The sequence below is a fragment of the Clostridium fallax genome, from assembly GCF_900129365.1.
GTDB lineage: Bacteria > Bacillota > Clostridia > Clostridiales > Clostridiaceae > Clostridium_AH > Clostridium_AH fallax.
In genome coordinates this window covers 141,861-157,071 of the sequence record NZ_FQVM01000002.1, presented here as the reverse complement: position 1 = coordinate 157,071, position 15,211 = coordinate 141,861, and the positions used below count along the sequence as shown (strand labels likewise).

Genomic DNA, 15,211 nt, shown 5'->3' with positions numbered 1-15,211 from the left:
TATTTTAAACTCTTAGTTATCTTTGTTCAAGTGATTTTTTATTCCAATGGTCTATTATTTTTCTTCTTAGTAAAAGTACTTCTAAAACCGTATGATATATTCTTTCCAAAAATCCTAATTCCCTTTATTACACCCTTTCCTACAGTTCTTTCCACTTTAAAAATATAACTGCTTAAAGTTTTTAAGTATAATAATAATCCAATTCCAATAAATAAGTACACATACATACCAAAAAAAGCATAGTTCGTATATAAAAGAAAGGTAAAAACAATTATAGCACATAAAATCCAAAATAATATATCTTCTATAACTTCAATTATTTTGGGAACTCTATATCCTCTAAATAATTTATAAATATCAAATAAAATTCCTATTATGATTCCTGCAATTAAACTATATAATACTATTTTGAATTGATCTAAAATAGGCAATAACATAAAATCACCTACTTAAATAATCTCTTAATTATGCTTTTTTTCTCTTTCTTTACTTCATGGCTAGAATAAACCATTGAATATATACTACCCATTATTGCAACATCACCATTTTGTACATCTAATTTATTCATCTTTAAACTACTTCCTTTTACAGAAAGCATTCCTAATTGTGTATTTAAAAGAATTTTTTCTTCATCAAAGCTAATTACTTCAACTACACCTGTTAATAATAGCTTTTTTCTACTTTCTAAAGTTAAATTGCTCTTTTTATTTTCTAATTTTATATCTTTTTTATTTTCCATAAAAACTCCCTTATTTATGTTACTATAATAAAATATATGTAATTTTAAAATTATATATTCAGCTTTTATAACATAAATAACAGTATATAAAATTAGAGATTGGTTTAACTTAAGTCCAATCCCTATTAGCAATTAAATATCATTTATTAATCTTTATCCTCTTCACCTTCTAATATATCGTACATATCTTTAGCATCTTCTTTTTTTACATGTTCAGAAATATTCTTTATTTTGGCTTTAATTTTTTTGTTTGCAAAAGAAATTTCTATTATATCGCCTTCCTTTATATCTACTGAAGGTTTGGCTACTTTTCCATTTATACTAACTCTTCCACCTTCACAAGCTTCTTTTGCAACAGTTCTTCTTTTTATTATTCTAGATACTTTTAAATACTTATCTAATCTCATATTTTTGCTCCTTAATAAATCGTCTTATTAAACTAAATATTTATAAAAGAACCCGAGGAATTCTCGGGCTCTAAAATTTTTAGCATTAATTATTTATTAACTTTTTCTTTGAACTCTTTACCAGCTTTAAATACTGGAACCTTTGAAGCAGGAATTTGTATAACTTCTTTAGTTCTTGGATTTCTTCCTTCTCTTGCAGCTCTTTCTCTAGTTTCAAAAGTTCCAAATCCAACTAATTGAACTTTTTCACCTTTTTCTAAAGCTTCCTCAACACTTTCTATGAAAGATTTTAATGCTAATTCTGCATCTTTCTTTGTTAATTTGCTCTTTTCAGCCATGCTTGTTATTAATTCTGCCTTATTCACGATTACATCCTCCTTAAAATTCAACATATTAAGCCTTTTATAGTGTGTAATAAACAATAGTACCAACTATAACTTACATTATCATATTATATATCCTGTTTTTTATATAGTCTATAGAAATATGTATTTTTTACAATACAGTATATATAATGGATAACTTTCTTTGTGTTATATATTCTTCATAGAACGGTAAAATCCTTCTATAAAGCTTTATTTTTCTGTGCTTTTAGCTAAATTCCATAATTCATCCATTTCACTTAAAGTCATATCTTCTAATTTTTTATTTTTCTCTTTTGCTGTTTCTTCTATGAAACTAAATCTTCTTATAAATTTTTTGATAGTCTTTCTTAAAGCTAGTTCACTATCTACGTTTAGGAATCTAGAGACATTGACACAGGCAAATAATAAATCTCCCACCTCTTCTTCTATTTTTTCCATGTTTTCTCCATTATATACCTCTTTAACCTCATTTAATTCCTCATACACTTTACTTATTGCATCATCTACATGATTCCAATCAAATCCTACTTTTTTAGCTTTCTTTTGTATTTTCTCTGATACTATTAAAGCTGGAAGAGCATTTGCTATACTTTTCATTTCCCCTGTTATCGTTTCTATATTTTTTTCTTTCTTTTTGATTTCATCCCATTTAATTACCACCTCATCAGCTGTGTCTATTTTTTCCTCATTAAATACATGAGGATGTCTTTCTATCATTTTATTACATATGCCCTCTATAACATCATATATATTAAAATATCCGTCTTCTTTTCCAATAACGCTATGAAAAACCACTTGTAAAAGAACATCTCCTAATTCTTCTATAAGTCCATTATCATCCTCTTCTTCTATAGCATCTACAACCTCATAAGCTTCTTCTATCATAGCTTTTTTAAGACTTTCATGAGTTTGTTCTCTATCCCAAGGACATCCATCTTCCCCTCTTAATTTCTCTATTATACTTAATAAATCATAAAAGTCTTTTTTATTATTTACATCTCTTGGTATATATATTGATGTTAGGTAATCTATATCTTCTTGCCAATCTAACTCATAAAGAGGAATCTTTCTTATACTTTCTAAGCCCTCTATTCCTGCCGCTCTTACATAATAAATCTCTGTTTCATCATCATAGTAATCAAGTAATCTTAACTTAACTTCTGATGCTATAAAGGGATTATATACCTGTGTTATTATTGTTCCTATTCTTTTATCTAAAATTTGACTTTCCATATCAAAAGCATCTATAATTTTTAATCCTTCAATAGGATCTATTTTTAAACTTTCCATCATAGCATCAACAAAACTAACAGCTGGTAATATCTTATACTCTATATTTTGTTCTTTACATAAATTAATTAAATTTATTACAGATCTTTCTGCAACTAATGGATGTCCTGGAACAGCATATATAATTTCTCCATGGTCCTTATACTTTTTTATTAGGTCTTCCGCTATAAGTTTATAAACATCATCAAAACTTTTACTTTCCTCATAGGCATAATCATAAGTATTAAAGTCTATGCCTTCTTCTTTTAGATAATCTACCGTTGGATGTTTTTCCGTTCTAAAAAATACATCTTTTGTTTCTTTAATAACTTTAATAGTTCCAAGAGTTAACGCCGCTGGATCTCCTGGTCCTAACCCTACTATCTTTATCATATTTTATCTCCTTTTTAATGTATTTCATCTTTTATTAAATTTATTTTTTATATAATCATTTTTAAATATACCTAAAATCAATATAAGTAATAAGTATATAATAATACCCAAAGAAATAGAAATCAAGGAGGCTATTTTCATAGATTTCCCAGCTCCTATAATATATATATAACTAAACATAACTGATATTATCATTATCAAAGAAGCCATTGCTGGTTTTGCCATAACATCAAAATAATCTATGTTTTTTTCCATTAATTCATTCTTTATCATAAATTTCATGTATAAAGAATTAAGCATTGCCGGTATGCTATAACCAATTATAGTCGCAATTATAGCTCCATATATTCCCAATGTATTTATAGGAACTAAATATATAGTTAGTATAACTTTAATAATAACTCCTAAAAGTAAAAATATTATTGGTTGCTTTAACTTATCGCAAGCTTGAAGTACAGAAGTTGTGGTTTGACATATTATTATAAAAGGAATAGATATTGATAAATATTTTAATATATCATATCCTGATCCTTGTCCTGGAAATATTAAATCTAAAATAGGTCTAGCTAGAAAAAATAATCCTAAAAATGATGGAAATGCTATTATAAAAGAAAATTTCATTGATATAGTTATTTTATTTTTTAATTGTCTAAACTGTTTTAAAGCATAATGTTCTGCAATTATAGGTATTAAAGAAGAACTTAAAGCTACTGATAAAGATAATGGTAAGTTAACTAAAACATTTGCTTTTCCTGAAAATTGTGCAAATAATACCGTTATTTCATTATTAGAAAATCCAGCTTTTAATAATAATTGGGGTATTAAAATAGAATCAGCTAAAGTCATTAGATTAGAAACTAACATACCTAACCCTATAGGAACTGCAATTTTAAATATTTTGTCCATTATTTTTTTATTTATAAATTTAACTTTAACTTTAGATCTTCTTTTTATTTTAGAATATTTAATATGAAGATATAATCCTCCTAAAATCCCACCTATTCCTGCACCTAAAGCAGCTCCTCCTGCTGCATATCCTATTCCATAGGGCAATAAAACCCATGCTAAACCAACACCAGCTAATACCCTTCCAACCTGTTCTAAAACTTGAGATATGGCTGTAGGATACATATTTTGCATACCTTGAAAGAACCCTCTGTAAGCTGTTACAAAGGACACCATTAAGGGAGCTAATGCCATAGCTATAAACGAAAAATAAACTTTAGGATCCCACTTTAAAAAATTAATTATAGTTTTAGCACCTATAATTAAAATAGTGCTCATTCCTAAAGCTAGTATGGTTATAAAAATAAGAGCTTGTCTCATTATTTCAAAGGATTCATTCTCATTTCCCCTAGCAATAGATTCTGATACTAATTTAGATATCGCTATTGGTATACCTCCCACAAAGGCAATAAATATCATATACATAGGGAAAGGCATTTGATAATATCCAACTCCCTCATCTCCTAAAAGCATTATAATAGGCCATCTAAAAAATACTCCTAATATTTTTGCTAATATACCTGCAAATCCTAATATAATACTTCCTTTTATCAGTGACTGTTTTTCCATAAAAAACACCTCCAAATCACAAGTAGCCTTACTTTAATTTTTATTTCTGATTTGGAGGTATTATTCCTAATATATTAATTACTAATTAAAATTTAAATTTATTGTTCCATTTGCTTTCCTAAAAAAGCTGATGCTGTCTCTGCTAACTTCATTTCTAATTCATCAAACTTTTCATTTGGTTCTTTTGATAATATTATTACTGCACCTATAGCATCTCCTTCTGCTATTATTGGAGATATAACTTGGCATGAGTATTTATCATCAGTTCTATCATCATAATATAATGGAATAACTTTTTTGTTTGCTCCATCTAAAAGTATTGTTTTTCTATCTTCCATTATCTTTTCTAATTCATTAGAAACTTTTCTTTCCATATAATCTTTTTTTGATGTTCCACTAACAGAAATAAATGCATCTTTATCAGCAATTAAAATTATACTTCCTGTAACTTGATGTAATGATTCTGCATATTCTTTTGAAAAGTTTGTTAACTCTTCTATAGGTGAATATTTCTTTAATATTACACCTCCATCTCTATCTGTAAATATTTCTAGTGGATCTCCTTCTCTTATTCTTAAAGTTCTTCTTATTTCTTTAGGAATAACAACTCTACCAAGATCATCTATACGTCTAACTATACCTGTAGCTTTCATTAACTACTCCTCCTTTGTTTCTAAACAATTTAATTCTTGTATTAATAGTATTTTTCAGATTAGAAATTTTATACACAGTATGGTTATATTTATCACTTAAATATATTTAATCCAAATTATTTTAAGATATCCTTTTTAAAAACATGTAGATAACAATTTATTTTTTTTAATAAAAAAATAAAAATAGAGCTAAAAATTAGCTCTATTTTTATATCTTGTATTTTTTAATATTTTAATAAAAATCACTACATAAATTTAAATAAATATACTAAAGCAATTACACCAACTATAATCAAAGCAATAGCTCCGTATTTCTCAACCTTTGTAAATTCAGGTTTGCTAGAATCTGTTTCTTTTCTAGCCTTCATAAATACAGGAATTCCTATAGCATAAATTAAAATAGCTATTAATAAGTAATTTAATCCAGCTGCATATATAAGCCAAATTCCATACAATGATCCAAGTATTCCTGTAACTATAGCATATTTACGACCTGCAAATATATCACTTGGATATTGATAATTTTTATATGCTATTTTAAATAAATATAGTGTTGAAACAAGATAACAAGGTAATGCCATAACACTTGTTATACTTAACATCATATTCCAAGCATTGCCTGCAAAATGAACAAGAATTAATATTATTTGCATAACAATAGTAGATGCAAATAGTGAAAATGAAGGTGACTCATTCTTATTTTCCTTTGTAAATATCTTAGGAAATGTTCCTCCTTGAGCTGCTGCAAAAGGAAGCTCTGAAAGCATTACAGTCCAAATTAACCATGAACTTAAAATTGCAATAATGACTCCAAGATTCATTATTATGCTTCCCAATTTTCCAATAAGATCCATCAATATAGCTGCTGTTGATGGTGGTGCCATTTTTGATATTTCTCCTTGAGAATAAATACCTAATGGTAGGAGTGAAAGTGCTGTATACAATAAAAGACAAGTTAAAAATCCTAAAAAGGTTGCTTTACCAACATCTTTTTGTGATTTAGCTCTTCCTGATACAACTACAGCTCCTTCTATTCCTGTAAATACCCAAAGAGTTACAAGCATTGTACTTTTAACTTGAGGTAAAAGACCACCTAAAGCAGTATCATGTACCTTAACTACAGTTTTTAACCCCCAAAAATCTGTAAAGAAAATTGAAGTTTTAAAAGCAATAACTACTAATAACAAAAATATAGCTAATGGTACTAATTTACCTATTGTTCCTATAATATTTAAAAAACTAGCTTGTTTAACACCAGCTAAAACTACAAAATATATAATCCAAAGGACTAATGAACCACATGCAATTGATAATATATTATTTCCACCTTTAAAATATGGTGGAAAAAAATAATTTAGGGAATCCATTAAAAGAACTGCATAACCTACATTAGCAAAACAGTTACAAATCCAATATCCCCAAGCCATTAAAAAACCTGTAAATTTTCCAAATCCAAGTTCTCCATATGTATATATACCTGTTGTAGCATCTGGTCTTGCTGCTGCTAAAATTCTAAATGTATTCGCTATAAACCACATACCAATACCGGTTACAATCCATGCAATTAAAATTGCTCCAGCTGAAGCATTTTGGGCCATATTTTGAGGAAGGTTATATACACCTCCACCCATCATAGCACTTATTACTACACCTGCAAGGGCAATTACACCTAATTTTCTACTTTCACTACGGTTACTACTATTATTGCAACTACTTTTGTCGCTCATAAGTAAGACCTCCTAAGTTTTATAGTAAAAGTTTTCAATATTATTTTTTATTGTATCCTGTTAAAGAATCAAACTTCATATCTTCTAACCATTCTGAAAGAGTTATTTGATTTAAACTTGGGAATCCACTTTCTGGAACTGCATCTCTTGCTAATGTTACATATGGTGCACAAGTTAAAGCATTTCCTATTTCTCCTGGTTTCATTATTACATATGCAAATCCAATATATGTTCTTTCAAAAAGTACATGAGAGTCTTTACCACATTCTACAACTGACCAAGCAACAGCTTTTCTATGATCTTCCAAAAATTTCTTTAAATCTTCCGGATTATCATTCTTTGTCCAAAGACCTGCATCTTCTATAAATAAGTCTGCACAATGATCTCTATCATTTGATAATGATAATGCTATGAATGACCATACTCCATATGATTCACCATCTTTTAGTGGTCTGTTTTCTTTAGGTCTATAAGATGTAGCACTTTTATTTGCACATATTACATGAGCTCCTGGTGCTGTTGTAAAACGTCTATTCTTTTCAGTACCAAAAAGTTCAATACCAGCTTCTAATAATGGTTTTGCATCATAAACTTTAAGAGGAGTTCCATCAAATTGAGTCATTTCAAAAAGTGGTTCTATTTCATTATTTTCTATTGATTCATGTGTTGCTAAATCATGACCCCAAACTTGTCCTGCAACTCCACAAAATGATGAAGCTGTTAGCATATTAATTTGACCAACATAAGCATCATTAATCTCTGCTCTATCATATGAAACTATACCATCTAATAATGTATCATCTGTTTTTTTAACAGTACCAACTGATACCTTAAGAACTGATACATAACCATTTCCATAAGCTCCTGGCATTCCATATCCATCACAATAACGATTATATGGACTTATAGCTGTCTTGTCGATTTTAGGAGCTCTTATTTTTCTATTCTTATTAGGACCCACTGCTATTGTCCTATTTCTTTTTTCTTCAAGATTTCTATTCATTTTAATTCCTCCAATTAGTTCAATTTAAATTTTATTAAAACTTAATATAACTATTTGGCCAATTAGATATATTAATAATCCATATATGAAAATTATAACTCTTTAATCATTTACAACAACTATTCCATTTTCCTTCTTTGGTAATTTTACAGAAAAAATTTTATAGTTTTTTATAGTTTTTAGTTTCAAAATAATATCTATTTTAACTATCTTTATATTATTTTGTAATTTATGTAATTCTATCACTATATTTTTATTGATTAATTATTATTTTTTAATGAATATTCTTAAAACACTTATACATATATGCCCATTAAATTAAAACAAAAGAAGCTATATTAATGAAAATTTAACAATTCATTAAATATAGCTTCTTTTAATTTTTATTAATTTTAATATACTTCGTTTAATTTATCATCATAGACTTGAACACCAAGTTCTTTTTTCCATTCATCATAAGTTTTCTTAAATGTCTCACTCTTCTTTTGATTAGTTAAGAACTCTTTTATTTTACTCTTAACATCATCAAATGGTGTTACTTTTGCATCTTTTCTTATGTTTGTAGCTTTTATTATATGCCATCCAAATTGAGTTTTAACTGGTTCAGAAATTTGTCCTTCACTAAGATTTTTAGCTGCTGCTAAGAAATCTTTATCATAATTTTGTGAATCATACTCTACAAATCCTAATGAGCCCCCATTATCTTTTGTTCCATCTGTACCGTATTTTTTAGCTAATGATGCAAAATCTGCTCCATTATCTAATTGATTCTTTATATCTTTAGCTTCATCTTCTGTTTTTACTAAGATGTGTGATAAATTGGCACCAGGCTTTTCTGTAAATTGAGAGTCCTTATTAGTATCATAATATTTTTGAACATCTTCATCAGTTACATCTACATCTTTAACTGCATAATCCATAGCCTTTTGTGCTATTATTTGTTTCTTTAAAAAATCTTTTAAGGTATCATTATTATAGCCAGCACTCTCTACAGCTTTATTATAAGCTTCTTCAGTTCCATAAATCTTTTTTAAATCTTCAATCTTTTGATCTACTTCTTTATTTAATTCTTCATCTGATGGAACTAACTTTAACTTTTCAGCTTCTTTTACAAGAACATCTTCCATAACCATATTATCTAAAGTAGTTTTTCTCTGATTAGCTAATGCTTTAACAGCCTCTTCATTTGAAGCATAATTGTCTCCATATTTTTGTTTTATTTGACTAATAACTCCTGGCATTTTATCATCAACTTCACCTAATGTTATTTTTTGTCCGTCTAATTTAGCTACTACTGTATTTTTTATAGCCTCTGGAGTTTTTTGTATCATTTTGCATCCTGCTAAAGAAAATGCAAAAACAGCTACCATCGCGGCACCTATTAAGCCTTTTACTTTTTTCACTGTTATTCCCTCGCTTTTCTTATTTATTTTATAATAATACCCCTAATTTTCCCTAAACAATATTTAGTATATCAATATAAATAATTAATTTCAATTTATTTGTTTAATTTTACAATATTATCTATTAGATCCTTAAGCTCTGAAAGCAGATCCTCTTTCTTAACATCTTTTAGTCTATATATAAAAGCTGGTTTCTCTCCAAACTTAAGCAAAATTTTATTTTTATATTGATCTAGGAGTGTCTTAAATAAATCATTTTTAACTCTTTCTCTACTTTCTATTTGGAATACAATTTCATTTCCTTTTTCTTTTATTTCTTCTACTCCCATTTCCTTAGCCTTTGCCTTAATATAAGCTATATCCATAAGATTATAAACTGGTTGAGGTATTGTTGAATATCTATCCTCTAATTCCTCTTTAACATCTATATACTCCTCTAAGCTTTCTATAGCAGCAATTTTTTTATAAATTTCTATCTTTTGTATTTCATCTTCAATATATTCTGACGGTATATAAGCATCCACTTTTAATTCAATGGTAGTTTCTACAGGTTCCTTATCTATATCTCCCTTTATAAGCTTTATAGTATCTTCAAGCATTCTACAATATAAATCATATCCTATAGCAGCCATATGACCATGTTGAGCAGAACCCATCATATTACCTGCGCCTCTTATTTCTAAATCTCTCATGGCTATTTTAAATCCAGAACCTAATTCTGTAAAATCTTTTAATGCTTTTAATCTTTTTTCCGCTACTTCTGTTAGGATTTTATCTTTTTTATAAACGAAATAAGAATATGCAATTTTATTTGATCTTCCTACTCTTCCTCTCAATTGATAAAGCTGAGAAAGTCCCATTTTATCCGCATCATAAACAATCATTGTATTAACATTTGGTATATCTATTCCAGTTTCTATTATTGTAGTACACAATAGTATGTCATAATCGCCATTCATAAAAGCTATCATTTCTTTTTCTAATTGTCTTTCCGTCATCTGTCCATGTACTATTGTAACTTTACACTCTGGCACTAAATTTTTTAGGTATTCTGCCATTTCTTGAATAGTTTCTACCCTATTATAAACAAAGAATATTTGTCCCCCTCTATTTTTTTCTCTTAATATAGCATCTCTTATTAATTGATCATTTTGTTCTACAACATATGTTTGTATAGGATATCTTTCCTCTGGAGGAGTTTCTATAACAGAAATATTTCTAACTCCAGTTAACGACATGTGAAGAGTTCTTGGTATAGGGGTAGCACTTAAAGTCAATACATCTACATTCTTTTTTAAATTTTTTATTTTTTCCTTTTGAGTAACTCCAAATCTTTGCTCTTCATCTACTATTAATAATCCTAAGTCCTTAAAATCTATATCCTTTGAAACTAATCTATGCGTTCCTATTAATATATCAACATTTCCTTCTTTTACAGATTTCAATATTTCTCTTTGCTCCTTGGCAGTTTTAAACCTACTTACCATTTCTATTTTTACTGGAAAATCAGAAAACCTTTTTTTCATATTTTTATAATGTTGGTCTGCAAGTATTGTTGTAGGAACTAAAAAAGCTACCTGCTTGCCTTCCATAACAGCTTTAAATGCAGCTCTTACAGCTACTTCTGTTTTACCATAACCAACATCTCCACAAAGAAGTCTATCCATAACCTTGTCTGATTCCATATCCTTCTTTATCTCTTCTAATGAAGTTAACTGATCTGGTGTTTCCTCAAATGGGAATTCGTCTTCAAATTGTCTTTGCCACTGAGTATCTTTTGAAAATTTATACCCTTTAAGAGTAGATCTTGTAGCATATAATTTAACTAAATCTTTAGCTATTTCATTTATTGATTTTCTAACTTTAGCTTTAGCTTTATTCCAATCATTTCCACCCAATTTATTTATTTTAGGCTGTTTACTTTCACTACCAATATATTTTTGAATTAAATCTAATTGATCAACAGGTACATATAATTTATCACCTTTTGCATACTCAATATCTAAATAGTCTCTTTTATGTCCAGCGGAGTCTATTTGCTTAATACCCTTATATACCCCAATTCCATGATTTACATGTACAACATAGTCTCCTAAATTTAATTCTGCAAAGGTTTTAATCTTTGCTACACCTTTTTTATTATTTTTTTTCTTCTTAATTTTTCTTTTAGCTTCACCAAATACTTCTTTATCAGAAATAACACAAAGTTTTAAATCAGGATATTCAAATCCCTTTAGTTGATTACCAAAGGTTATTACAACTTCACCAAAATTAATTTCATTTATTTTATCCTTATAAACGCTTTCTATTTCTCTGTCTCTTAAAGTATCTACTAGTCTTTCTCCTCTAGGTCTTGTACCTGCTAATATAATAGTTTTATATCCTTTTTTCTTTTTTTCTATTATATCTTCTATTAAAAGTTCTAAGTTACCTTGATAATTATTAGATGTAATTTGATGGAATTCCTTTTTAACCATAGGCCTTATAAAATCATTATTATCATCAAGACTATTTATAAGTAAAACCTTACCATTACCTATATTAGATATTATAGATTCTTTATTTAATAAAAGATTTCCTTGAGAAGGCAATATATTACCTCTTTCAAGAAAAGCCTCATAGTTTTGATGAAATTCATATAAAGTACTATCTAACTTTCCACTACATCTTTTGCTATCATCAATTATCATTATATAATCTTTTATATAATCAAAAAAAGTAGATGCTTTTTCAAAAAAATAAGGTAAATAGCTATCTATAGTCTCAAAAGTCCAAGTTTCTTTTAGATTTTCTACATTATTTTTTACTATCTCTCTAATTCTTTCAACTACATCTGTATTGTCTCTAGTTGTTATAATTTGATTTAATTCATCTTCCATTTTGCTTATGGCTCTATCTATAGATTCTTTAGAAAGAACTATTTCTTTAGCTGCAAATACTTCTATTTTTTTAACTTTATCTATACTTCTTTGACTGTCTATATTAAAGGTTCTTATGGAGTCTACTTCATCACCAAAAAGCTCTATTCTATATGGACATGACGAATTAGGGGGAAATATATCCATTATTCCTCCCCTTATAGAAAATTGACCTTTTCCATCTATTATTTCCATTCGTTCATAGCCACTTTCAACTAATTTTTTTGAAAATTCTTTAAAATCTAAGTCCTTTCCAATCTTTATTGTAAAACTATGATCTTTAAAAAGATTAATAGGTGTATAATATGCTGCAAAAGCTTCTATAGATGTTACAATTATTTTCTTCTTTTTATTATTTAAAATCTCATTAATTACTTTTAATCTAGCCCATCTAACATCACCAGAAATAGCGTCTATATTATAAAATACCATTTCCTTCGTTGGAAAATAATATACCTCTGTTGTGTATAATGATAAGTCTTCATAAAAATTTCTAGCTTCTATATCATTATGAGTTACAACAACTATAGATTTATCATTTTCTTCAAATATACCATTTATAAAATAATCTCTACCTGAATCTGATAATCCAGTTATAGAAATTGGATAGTCATTTTTTCCTATATGATCAGTTATTTCTTGAAAACCATTATAAGTTTTCAAAGGTGCCATAAGCCCTTCAAGCCTCATTCCTAACATCACCTCAACTCTACTTACTCTACTGAAAATCCATTGAATTCATTCATAGCATTTTTTACATCTTTTTTTATAATACAATCTACAGCATCTCCAACTGCTGGTAAAACTTTCTCTAAAATTTTTCTATCTTCAACTTCAAATTTACCTAAAACATGTGAAACTAAATCATGCTGTGGTTGTCCTACACCTATTTTTATTCTTGGGAAAACTTCACTTCCTATATTTCCTATAATACTTTTTATACCATTATGACCTCCAGCACTTCCCTTTGGCCTTATTCTCATTTTTCCTACTGGAAGACTAATATCATCATATATGACTATTATCTCCTCTTCTTCTAATTTGTAAAAATTCACAACTTCTCTTATACTTTCTCCACTTAAGTTCATATATGTAGTTGGCTTTAGTAAAATTACTTTGCTTGTTCCAATTAATCCTTCTCCATATACACCTTTAAATTTTTCCCTATTTATATCAATATTATACTTATTTGCTAAATAATCAATAGCATCAAATCCAATATTGTGTCTTGTTCCTTCATATTGTTTTCCTGGGTTTCCTAGCCCAACTATTAAATACATATATTACCTCCATAATAACTATAACTTTTAAATTCTAATAAAATCATATAATTATTATAATACTATTTTCTTTAATTAAAACAAAATTTTATGTATATGTTAATAAATATCATTATTTTCCACTTAAAATTTTATAAATTTATTTAAATTAATACTATATTAATGAAAAATAAATAGAAACACTACCAAATCATATTGATTATGTAAAATTTGATAATGTTTCTATCTTAAATTAAAAGTATTATTTAATAATAACCCTATTGTTTGATATTTTCATCATTGTCTAATAAAGGAATACTAATATTTTGAATATCCCCATTTCTTATAATCTTACAACTTAAGGTATCTCCTGCCTTATGATTTGATAATATATTAATAATATCATCTAAGCCTCTAATTTTTTTTCCATCTAGCTCTATTATTATATCAGTAGGTCTTAAACCTGCCCTTCCTGCACTGCTATCTGGATTTATTGTTTGAACATAGACCCCTTCTATATTAGAGTTCTCTGTTTTATTCACATCAGCTCCTTCAAATCCTAAAACAGCTCTCTTAACTTCTCCAAATTTTATTATTGACTCAACAATATTTTTACATTCACTTATATCTATAGACAAACTTAATCCTTCACTAGAATATTTTTCAGTTAAAAAAGTACTGTTAACTCCTAAGATTTCTCCATTTACATCAGCAAGAACACCACCGTTATTTTCCTTATTAACTATGGCGTTAGACTGAATTGTTTTATAATTTTTTTTATCTGCAGAATCAGATTTTCCTACTTCTATAATTTTATTAGTACATGTTACTATACCAGAAGTTACAAAACCTACATATTCATTACCTACATTATTCCCTATAGCTAATACGACCTCTCCCTCTCTTGCACTATCTTTTTCTGCACATTTTATAGCATTTAATCTATCTGCATCGATTTTTATTACTGCTAAATCAGAAGCTTCATCATATCCTATAAGTTTTCCATTAAAGGGTTTAGATCCTATTCCTGGTAATTTAACTACTATATTATTTAGCTTTGATATAGCTGAATAACTTGTAAGTAAATATCCATCTTCTCTAAATATAATTCCACTACAGGAATTTTCACCTTTTAATATATTTTCCTCGTTATCACTAATAGTTACAACAGAAGGTGCTACCTTACTTATAGCTCTTGTTAATTGATTATCTCTAAGAGCTTGTGACCCCTTTCTTGTATCTACTATTTGAAATATTGTTTTATTCTCATCTTGAAGTTTTAATCCATACCTTTTCTCAACTATAACTCCGCCAGCAACAGCTCCAGAAAAAGTAGAAATTGCTACTATAATAGTAATCAATGTTGCATACTTGATTCTTTTTCCTTTGCCTCTTGTTTGTTTAAAATTTATAACACCTTCATCATTATTTTCATTTGTATTTTTATTTTTCTTTAAAAAGCTCACTTTCGTATTCTTTTTATCCTCTTCCACGTAGCAC

The 15,211-nt window shown here is 27.8% G+C and carries 14 protein-coding genes; all 14 read right to left on the bottom strand.

From position 1 onward, the window contains the following. Window positions 1-38: 38 nt before the first annotated feature. The 14 genes from yabQ to BUA70_RS01960 all read right to left on the bottom strand — a co-directional run bounded on the left by yabQ (window position 39) and on the right by BUA70_RS01960 (window position 15,204). Window positions 39-437 carry a spore cortex biosynthesis protein YabQ gene (yabQ, locus tag BUA70_RS02020; RefSeq protein WP_072892562.1) on the bottom strand — a complete coding sequence of 133 codons (399 nt, stop codon included), beginning with the start codon at window positions 435-437 and terminating at the stop codon, window positions 39-41. Between the two features lie 8 nt (window positions 438-445). Next, window positions 446-739 (bottom strand): sporulation protein YabP, encoded by a 294-nt coding sequence (gene yabP / locus BUA70_RS02015; RefSeq protein ID WP_072892582.1) that lies wholly within the window; start codon window positions 737-739, stop codon window positions 446-448. A gap of 146 nt (window positions 740-885) precedes the next feature. Further along, window positions 886-1,146, bottom strand: coding sequence for an RNA-binding S4 domain-containing protein (locus BUA70_RS02010; protein ID WP_072892561.1), 261 nt, complete (start codon window positions 1,144-1,146; stop codon window positions 886-888). Window positions 1,147-1,235: 89 nt separating this feature from the next. Continuing rightward, the gene (locus BUA70_RS02005; RefSeq protein WP_072892560.1) at window positions 1,236-1,511 is read right to left on the bottom strand and encodes an HU family DNA-binding protein; all 276 of its coding nucleotides are present in this window, start codon (window positions 1,509-1,511) and stop codon (window positions 1,236-1,238) included. 210 nt (window positions 1,512-1,721) lie between these two features. Then, window positions 1,722-3,173 (bottom strand): bifunctional methyltransferase/pyrophosphohydrolase YabN, encoded by a 1,452-nt coding sequence (gene yabN / locus BUA70_RS02000; RefSeq protein WP_072892559.1) that lies wholly within the window; start codon window positions 3,171-3,173, stop codon window positions 1,722-1,724. Window positions 3,174-3,197: 24 nt separating this feature from the next. Further along, window positions 3,198-4,748 (bottom strand): putative polysaccharide biosynthesis protein, encoded by a 1,551-nt coding sequence (locus BUA70_RS01995; RefSeq protein WP_072892558.1) that lies wholly within the window; start codon window positions 4,746-4,748, stop codon window positions 3,198-3,200. A 98-nt stretch (window positions 4,749-4,846) separates the two neighbouring features. Next, a complete protein-coding gene (gene spoVT, locus BUA70_RS01990) occupies window positions 4,847-5,401 on the bottom strand; it encodes a stage V sporulation protein T (protein ID WP_072892557.1) in 555 nt (184 codons plus the stop codon). A gap of 245 nt (window positions 5,402-5,646) precedes the next feature. After that, window positions 5,647-7,128 carry a basic amino acid/polyamine antiporter gene (locus BUA70_RS01985; protein WP_072892556.1) on the bottom strand — a complete coding sequence of 494 codons (1,482 nt, stop codon included), beginning with the start codon at window positions 7,126-7,128 and terminating at the stop codon, window positions 5,647-5,649. Window positions 7,129-7,168: 40 nt separating this feature from the next. Continuing rightward, the gene (gene hdcA / locus BUA70_RS01980) at window positions 7,169-8,131 is read right to left on the bottom strand and encodes a histidine decarboxylase, pyruvoyl type (RefSeq protein ID WP_072892555.1); all 963 of its coding nucleotides are present in this window, start codon (window positions 8,129-8,131) and stop codon (window positions 7,169-7,171) included. Between the two features lie 102 nt (window positions 8,132-8,233). Further along, window positions 8,234-8,377 (bottom strand): hypothetical protein, encoded by a 144-nt coding sequence (locus tag BUA70_RS13010; protein WP_159429629.1) that lies wholly within the window; start codon window positions 8,375-8,377, stop codon window positions 8,234-8,236. Between the two features lie 146 nt (window positions 8,378-8,523). Beyond that, entirely contained in the window at window positions 8,524-9,534 is a 1,011-nt protein-coding gene (locus BUA70_RS01975; protein ID WP_072892554.1) for a peptidylprolyl isomerase, read from the bottom strand. Window positions 9,535-9,629: 95 nt separating this feature from the next. After that, window positions 9,630-13,142 (bottom strand): transcription-repair coupling factor, encoded by a 3,513-nt coding sequence (mfd, locus tag BUA70_RS01970; protein WP_072892553.1) that lies wholly within the window; start codon window positions 13,140-13,142, stop codon window positions 9,630-9,632. A 23-nt stretch (window positions 13,143-13,165) separates the two neighbouring features. Further along, a complete protein-coding gene (gene pth, locus BUA70_RS01965) occupies window positions 13,166-13,732 on the bottom strand; it encodes an aminoacyl-tRNA hydrolase (RefSeq protein WP_072892552.1) in 567 nt (188 codons plus the stop codon). A 257-nt stretch (window positions 13,733-13,989) separates the two neighbouring features. After that, the gene (locus BUA70_RS01960) at window positions 13,990-15,204 is read right to left on the bottom strand and encodes a S1C family serine protease (protein ID WP_072892551.1); all 1,215 of its coding nucleotides are present in this window, start codon (window positions 15,202-15,204) and stop codon (window positions 13,990-13,992) included. Between the last annotated feature and the right edge of the window lie 7 nt (window positions 15,205-15,211).